The sequence below is a fragment of the Nonomuraea sp. NPDC049784 genome (genome assembly GCF_040659615.1).
GTDB lineage: Bacteria > Actinomycetota > Actinomycetes > Streptosporangiales > Streptosporangiaceae > Nonomuraea.
Genome location: NZ_JBFAMX010000097.1, coordinates 20,042 through 27,054, shown reverse-complemented (window position 1 = coordinate 27,054; position 7,013 = coordinate 20,042). Strand labels below are relative to the sequence as shown.

9 protein-coding genes are annotated in these 7,013 nt (G+C 70.2%); 7 read left to right on the top strand and 2 right to left on the bottom strand.

The annotated features are described in order from the left end of the window. The 5 genes from AB0J09_RS21530 to AB0J09_RS21510 form a co-directional block, all read left to right on the top strand. On the top strand, window positions 1-185 hold a 185-nt coding region (locus tag AB0J09_RS21530; protein ID WP_360693631.1), incomplete at its 5' end, for a hypothetical protein. Window positions 186-194: 9 nt separating this feature from the next. Further along, window positions 195-1,193, top strand: a complete 999-nt coding sequence (locus AB0J09_RS21525; protein WP_360693628.1) for a helix-turn-helix domain-containing protein — start codon at window positions 195-197, stop codon at window positions 1,191-1,193. 96 nt (window positions 1,194-1,289) lie between these two features. Next, entirely contained in the window at window positions 1,290-2,030 is a 741-nt protein-coding gene (locus AB0J09_RS21520; RefSeq protein ID WP_360693625.1) for an SDR family oxidoreductase, read from the top strand. 112 nt (window positions 2,031-2,142) lie between these two features. Then, window positions 2,143-2,874: an SDR family NAD(P)-dependent oxidoreductase gene (locus AB0J09_RS21515; RefSeq protein WP_360693622.1), complete on the top strand. Its 732-nt coding sequence runs from the start codon at window positions 2,143-2,145 to the stop codon at window positions 2,872-2,874. 27 nt (window positions 2,875-2,901) lie between these two features. Further along, a complete protein-coding gene (locus AB0J09_RS21510) occupies window positions 2,902-3,699 on the top strand; it encodes an SDR family oxidoreductase (RefSeq protein ID WP_360693619.1) in 798 nt (265 codons plus the stop codon). 18 nt (window positions 3,700-3,717) lie between these two features. On the opposite strand, the gene AB0J09_RS21505 is transcribed toward AB0J09_RS21510, so the two are convergent. Continuing rightward, a complete protein-coding gene (locus AB0J09_RS21505) occupies window positions 3,718-4,185 on the bottom strand; it encodes a sigma factor (RefSeq protein ID WP_360693634.1) in 468 nt (155 codons plus the stop codon). Between the two features lie 217 nt (window positions 4,186-4,402). Beyond that, entirely contained in the window at window positions 4,403-5,869 is a 1,467-nt protein-coding gene (locus AB0J09_RS21500) for a PLP-dependent aminotransferase family protein (RefSeq protein ID WP_360693616.1), read from the bottom strand. Between the two features lie 123 nt (window positions 5,870-5,992). On the opposite strand from AB0J09_RS21500, the gene AB0J09_RS21495 reads away from it, so the two are divergent. Next, complete coding sequence (locus AB0J09_RS21495; RefSeq protein ID WP_360693613.1) at window positions 5,993-6,691, top strand: hypothetical protein; 699 nt, start codon at window positions 5,993-5,995, stop codon at window positions 6,689-6,691. A gap of 96 nt (window positions 6,692-6,787) precedes the next feature. Beyond that, window positions 6,788-7,012 carry a hypothetical protein gene (locus tag AB0J09_RS21490; protein ID WP_360693611.1) on the top strand — a complete coding sequence of 75 codons (225 nt, stop codon included), beginning with the start codon at window positions 6,788-6,790 and terminating at the stop codon, window positions 7,010-7,012. Window position 7,013: the final 1 nt, after the last annotated feature.

The following is a 7,013-nucleotide window of genomic DNA, read 5'->3' as shown; positions in this document are numbered from 1 at the left end:
AGCCGGGCCGCCACCGCTCCCCCCTGCCGGCCCGTCGCCCCGGTGACCAGGATGACCTTGTTCCGGTTACGTTCCGCCATGACACCTCGCCTTTCCTCGTGATTGGGTTCGGTGCCAGCCTGGCGGGGCGGCGGGCCTTGCCAACAGTGGCCGTATTGCCCATGATCGCGGGTTTCGTGCCATGATGGCGAGCCGTGGGGTTCCAGCGGGTCGTCGCCTACGCGCCGAGCGGGGTCACCGCCCTGGCGCTGGGCATCGTGAACGGGGTGTTCGGGGGCGGGCCGGATCGCCCCGCCTTCGAGACGGTCGTCTGCGCCGAACAGCCCGGCGACCTGCGTACCGATCTCGGTCTCAGCCTGCGGGTCGATCACGGCGTGGAAGCGCTGGCCGGCGCCGACCTGGTCCTGGTGCTGCCCGGCGACGGGTTTCGCGCCGAACCCGGCGCGGCGGTCCTGGACGCGCTGCGCGACGCCCGCGCGGCGGGCGTCGTCGTCGCCGCGCACTGCACCGGTGTGTTCCTGCTCGCCGCCGCCGGGCTGCTGGACGGCCTGGAAGCGACGACGCACTGGCAGTTCGCCGACGAGCTCGCCGCCCGCTATCCGGCGGTACGGGTCAGGCCGGACGCCCTCTACATCGACCACGGGGGCGTGGCCACCGGAGCGGGCGCCGCCGCCGGGCTCGACCTGTGCCTGCACCTGCTCCGGCGCGAGTACGGCGCCGCGCTCGCCAACCGGATCGCCCGCGGCCTGGTCACCCCACCACACCGGGACGGCGGCCAGGCCCAGTACATCAGCGCGCCGGTGCCCGGTGACGGCGACGACCGACGGCTCGCCGAGGTCATCACCTGGGCCCGCGACAACCTGCACCGCCGCATCCCCGTCGCCGAACTGGCCACGCGGGCGCTGATGAGCCGCCGCACCTTCGCCCGCGCCTTCAAGGCCGCCACCGGCGCCAGCCCGCACGCCTGGCTGCTGGCCCAGCGCCTCGACCGCGCCGAGCAGCTCCTCGAGACGACCGACCTGCCGATCGAGGAGATCGCGCACCGCGTCGGCTACGGCACCGCGACCGTCTTCCGCGAGCAGTTCATCCTGCGCCGCGGCGTCGCGCCCCGCGACTACCGCCGGGCTTTCCGCCAGTACCCGCATCCGGTCGGGCGAGATGCCGCACTCACGACGGAACGCCGTGGCATGTGACTCACATCACTCATCTGTCTTTCGACGACGGCGACGGATTTTCCGGCGGCGGCCGGTCTTGATACCGACCGAACCGACCACCCTACGGAGGGTCCGATGTCGAATCCCTTCCAGACCGCCGTCGTCACCGGTGCCGGCCGGGGCTTCGGGCGCGCGATCGCCGCCGCGCTCGTCGCCGCCGGCACCGGCGTCGTCGGCATCGCGCGCGACGAGGAAGAGCTGCGTGCCGTACGTGACGACCTCGGCGCCGCCTTCACGCCCCTCGCCGCCGACGCCACCGACGAGACGCTCGCGCAGGACGTGATCCGCGAGCACCGTCCCAGCCTGCTCGTCCTCAACGCCGGGGTCGCGCCGCACCTGGCGCCCCTGCACGAGCAGACGTGGGAGACCTTCAGCCGCACCTGGCACGCCGACACCCGGCACGTCTTCGCCTGGGTACGGGCGGGGCTGCGCGAACCGCTGGCGCCCGGCAGCGTGATCGTCGCGATGTCCAGCGGCGCCGTCCTGGCCGGGTCCCCGCTCAGCGGCGGATACGCCGGCGCCAAGGCCGCCATCCGCTACATCAGCCGGTACGCGGCCGAGGAGTCGAAGCGCACCGCGCTGGGCATCCGGCTGGTCACGCTGTTCCCGCAGCTGACCCCGGCCACCGGTCTCGGCTCGGCCGCGGTCGCCGAGTACGCCGCGCGTCAGGGCCTCGACCGGGACGCCTTCGTCGAGGGGCTGCAGCCGATCCTCACCCCCGACCAGGTCGCCAAGGCGGTCGTGGACGTCGCCCATGACCCCGCCGGCGCTCCCGAGTACGTGATCACCGGCGCCGGGCTGCGCCCGATCGACTGAGCCTGGTGGCGACGTTCGAGGCTCACCCCCGCGCTCGCCATCTGAACGGCGCGGAGGCCTGACGCAGGCCCGCGCGCACCGAACACACACGAGGAACGAGAGATCACTCATCATGACGATAGTCACTGACAAGACAGTTCTGGTCACCGGCGGCAACCGCGGCATCGGGCGGGCCCTGGTGGAGGAGGCCCTGAACCGGGGCGCCAAGCGGGTCTACGCCGGCACGCGCCGGCCCCTGACCCACCCCGACAAGCGCGTCACCCCGCTGACGCTGGAGGTGACCGACGCGGCCCAGATCCAGCAGGCCGTCCACGACGTCGGATCCCTGGACGTGCTCGTCAACAACGCCGGGCTGGCGCTCTACGACGACCTGAGCGACCCTGCCGTGGTCGAACGGCACCTCGCCGTCAACCTCTTCGGCCCCTACCGGATGATCCAGGCATTCCTGCCGTTGCTGACGCGTTCCGGGGGTGCGGTCGTCAACAACCTGTCGATCAACGCCTTCGCTCCCCTGCCGCTCATCCCGGCCTACTCGATCTCCAAGGCGGCCGCGTTCTCGCTGACCCAGTCCCTGCGCGCCCTCCTGGCTTCACGAGGCGTGCGGGTGCACGCCGTCATGACCGGCCCCGTGGACACCGACATGACCGAAGGCCTGGACATCCCGAAGGCCGCGCCGGAGTCCGTCGCGCGCGCCATCTTCGACGGGCTGGAGAAGGACGAGGACGAGATCTTCCCCGACGCCATGGCGGAGGGCATGGCCGACAGCTGGCACAACGGCGCGGCCAAGGCGCTCGAACGCCAGTACGCGGCCGTCGCCGCACAGGTCCAGCAGGCCAGGCCGTGAGCAGCGATTCACGACACATCAGGAAGCATGAACATGTCACTTGAGAACAAGAACGCGGTCATCTACGGCGCGGCCGGCGCCGCCGGCAGTGCGGTGGCGCGCGCGTTCGCCCGCGACGGCGCACGCCTCTTCCTGACCGGACGAGACCTCGGCGCCCTCGACGCGCTCGCCAAGGACATCTCGGCCGCGGGCGGAACGCCCGAGACGGCCCGGGTGGACGCGCTCGACGAGGAGGCCGTGGAGCGCCACCTCGATTCCGTCGTGCAGAAGGCGGGCACGATCGACGTCTCGTTCAACGCCATCGGGATTCCGCAGCAGGGCATGCAGGGCATCCCGCTCACCGAACTCCCGCTGGAGAGCTTCACCCGGCCGATCAGCACCTATCCGCAGGCGCATTTCCTGACCGCCAGAGCGGCCGCGCGCCGCATGATCGAGCAGCGGTCCGGGGTGATCCTCATGCACACGCCGGATCCGGCCCGCCTGGGCATCCCGCTGCTCGGCGGCATGACTCCGGCCTGGGCGGCGCTCGAGGGGCTCAACCGCGCGTTCTCGGCGGAGTGGGCGCAGCACGGCGTCCGCACCGTCTGCCTGCGTACGACGGGCATGCCGGAGACGGAGACGATCGAGGTCGTCTTCGGCCTGCACGCCGAGGCGCATGGCACCACGCAGGAGCAGTTCAGGGCCTTCATGGCCGGCATGACCCACAAGAAGGGCCTGACCACGCTGGCGCAGTTCGCCGATGTCGCCGCTTTCGTGGCCTCCGACCAGGCGGCCGCGATGACGGGGACCGTCGTCAACCTCACCGGCGGAGCCATCGTCGACTAGGACCACCACCTCGGGAGGTCAGTGCTCGGCACCGGTGATCCTCTCGGACAGGCCGAAGTAGGCGGCCAGTGCGGGTTGTCCGTTCGCGTGCACCGGCACCATGCGCCAGTCCGTGCCCCGGAGCGTGAAGCTGCGTGCCGTGAACCGGATGTACGGCTCGCGGCCGACGTACCCGCCAGGTCGGCGTTCTGGAAGGCGACGACATAGCGTTCGACCTGGGCGCGGTGGCCTGGGTCGGCGGGCTCGTCGATCTGGTCCTCGTCCAGCCAGGGCCTCGCCGAGGCAGGCCCTGGCCCGTTGCAGGGCACTGTTCACCCGCGGCGGCGACGAAGGCCGGCCGCAACGAACCCCGCGAGAGCAGGACGCCCGCCGGGTCCGAGCATCGCGTCGGGGATCGGCTGGAGCCGCGCGGCTCGGGTCGTACCGGTCGCACGCCCGCCCGGCGCGCAGCAAGGTCTCCTGCAGCAGGTCCTCGGCGTCGTGCATCCGGTAGCAGTGCGCCAGCAGCTCCCCCGGAACGGATCGATCTGCACCCTGAAGTCCTCGCTGGTCGATGTCGCCAACCCTGTCCATACATACCGGCGGGTGTCCCGACAGTCATCGCCGCGCATGCGATGAGCCGCGCCGTGCCGACGACCACAGCCGCTCCCAGGACATCTCCACGGGGCCCATGTCACGCACCGACCAGAGCGGACCAGTGTTCTCAGGCAACCCAGTGTGGCTGCTGGTGCTGGTTGGCGAATGGCAGCGGGAGGCCGTCGGCGAGCGCGGTGGCCATGCGGTGCACAGCCTCGCGCAGCGTGTCGGGGGGCGCTGTGTAGGGGAGGCGGAGACGCTGTTCGAAGAGGCCCGGGTCGGTGGCGAAATAGGCGCCGCCCTCGATCCGTACGCCGTAGTGCAGTGCGCGCTCGGCCAGCGCCGAGGCGATGGGCTCGCCCAGGTCGACCCACAGCGACAGGCCGCCGGGCGGCAGCTCCCAGGTCCACTGCGGGATGTGCTCGGCCAGGGCGGCGGTCAGGGCCGTACGCTGTTCACGCATGTGCTCCAGGCGGAGCGGCACCAGTTCCGCCTCCCTGACCAGCAGGTCGAGAGCCAGGAGTTGGTCCAGGACCGAGCCGCCCAGGTCAGTGGCGATCCGCTGGTTGGCGAGTTCGTTCACCAGACGCGAAGGGGCGCGCAGCCAGCCGATCCGCAGGCCGCCCCAGTAGGTCTTGCTCATTGAGCCGATGGTGATGATCTGTCCGGACCCGCCGGGCACGGCGTGGGAGGCGAAGGGTGGCGGGGCGGGAACGTCGAGGGCGAGGTCGGCCAGGGTCTCGTCGATGACCAGCCAGCTACCGGCGCGCTGAGCGGCGCGCAGGATGCGGACACGTTCCTGGTCAGGCATTAGCAGACCGGTCGGATTGTGGAAGTCAGGGATCAGGTAGGCCAGTTGGGGCACCACTTCGCGCAGGGTGGATTCGATGATCTCGATCTCCCAGCCGGTGTGGGTCACCGGGACTGACACGGTGCGAAGCCGGGCTCGGCGCATGGCTTCCAGAGCGTTCGGATAGGACGGGTTCTCGACCATGACGCGGTCACCGGGCGTGGACAGAAGCCCGATGACCAGCGTGAGCGCGTGCTGAGCGCCGGAGGTCACCAGGATCTGCTCAGGCAGGGTGGCCAGTCCCCGCCGGGTGAAGCGCTCGGCGATGGCGGCTCGCAGTTCCGGCAGGCCGAAGGGGTAGTAGCCGGGAGTGTACGTGTGCTCGGCCAGCCGAGGGGCCGCTTTGTGCAGAGCCTCGACAAGAATCTGGCCCGGCAGTCCGGGGGCGGCCCTGGCCAGGTCGATGGCGGTGTCGCGGGACTCCAGCACCCGTGCGACGCCGGTGGGGACAGAGCCCTCAGGCAGCGCCGTCCAGGTGCCTGAGCCCTGGCGGCTGCGGGCGTAACCGCTCTGGCGCAGCACATCGTAGGTGGCGGTGATGGTGGGCCTGCTGGTGTTCAGGGCGGCGGCCAGTTCCCTCTCGGCGGGGAGCCTGGTGTGCAGGGCGATCCGTCCGTCGAGGATCAACGTGCTGATCGCCTGGGCCAGGTGGCGGTAGGCGGGTCTGGCTCCCGCCGAGTCGGGCAGCATCGCGGCGAGCTGCCGGCTTCCCAGCGTCCGTCCGGGACGGTCGATCCTGTCCATTGGCCGAAACGGAGTCGAACTCGCCATACCACTCTCCGGAGATTGGACATGTTGCTGCAACCAATCACTGTACAAAATCGCCCCAAGCGGCATTGAGTCACGAGCACCCCTGAAGGAATTGGTATGGAACAGAAGCCGGATTGCGGCGAACCGCGGCACGACCATGACGAACCCGCCGAATCCACACGACCACCCCTCACCTACGTCCCCCTCGGCAGGCATCCGCTGAGACGCCTTCCCCAGTTGTTCATCGGCCTCGCCCTGTACGGATTCAGCCTCTCCGCGATGGTCCGGGCCTCACTGGGCGTCAACCCCTGGAGCGTCCTGTACGAAGGGCTGGCCCAGCGCACACCTCTGAGTTTCGGCACGATCAGCGCCGTCCTGGGGGTTCTCGTGCTGTTGCTGTGGATTCCCCTGAAGCAGAGGCCAACGTTCGGCACCGTCGCCAACATCGTCGTCCTGGCGTATTCATCGGATCTCGGCCTCTCACTCATCCCCGAGCACCTTGGCCTGCCGGCCCGGGTCGGCATGCTGGTCGGCGGTGTCCTGCTCAATGGGTTTTCCGTCGCCGTCTACGTCGGCGCGCGTTTGGGACCCGGCCCTCGGGACGGGCTGATGACCGGGGCGGCCGCCACGACCGGGCGCTCCATCCGGCTCGTTCGCACTTTGATCGAGATCACTGTGCTCGCCGCAGGCTGGCTGCTGGGGGGAAGTGTGGGCGTCGGCACTGTGCTGTACGCGCTCATGGTCGGCCCGACCGCCCAGTTCTTCATGCCCTGGTTCGCCTACCGCGGTCACGAGCTCCAACGTGAACGCCGATAGGAGCGGCGCGTTCGTCGTCAGGGCTAGGGTCCTCGCCTCCCTGTGACCACGCAGCCGATGGCGCACCTCCCGTGATCAACTGAAAGTGGCGTCCTCATGGACACCGGCCGACGCCACGCGTTTCACTCCCGCAGACGCAACGACGCTGCTGATCGGGTGCCGACCGCTCCGAACTCGGTCGGCACCCTCCGCAGATTCATCATCACCACGACGACCGGTAAACGCATAGCCCGACGGGCACCAGCGGCGGCCTCAGAGATCACCACCGTCCTGTGCAAGGGCAAGGCGATCGTCACGATCGATGCCGGCGACGCCGAGTGAT

Excerpts from the sequence above, each read along its gene's own strand:
- AB0J09_RS21505 (WP_360693634.1), bottom strand. The coding sequence starts at position 4,185 with ATGCACGACGCCGAGGACCTGCTGCAGGAGACCTTGCTGCGCGCCGGG.
- AB0J09_RS21520 (WP_360693625.1), top strand. The coding sequence starts at position 1,290 with ATGTCGAATCCCTTCCAGACCGCCGTCGTCACCGGTGCCGGCCGGGGC.
- AB0J09_RS21490 (WP_360693611.1), top strand. The coding sequence starts at position 6,788 with ATGGACACCGGCCGACGCCACGCGTTTCACTCCCGCAGACGCAACGAC.
- AB0J09_RS21510 (WP_360693619.1), top strand. The coding sequence starts at position 2,902 with ATGAACATGTCACTTGAGAACAAGAACGCGGTCATCTACGGCGCGGCC.
- AB0J09_RS21495 (WP_360693613.1), top strand. The coding sequence starts at position 5,993 with ATGGAACAGAAGCCGGATTGCGGCGAACCGCGGCACGACCATGACGAA.
- AB0J09_RS21515 (WP_360693622.1), top strand. The coding sequence starts at position 2,143 with ATGACGATAGTCACTGACAAGACAGTTCTGGTCACCGGCGGCAACCGC.
- AB0J09_RS21500 (WP_360693616.1), bottom strand. The coding sequence starts at position 5,869 with ATGGACAGGATCGACCGTCCCGGACGGACGCTGGGAAGCCGGCAGCTC.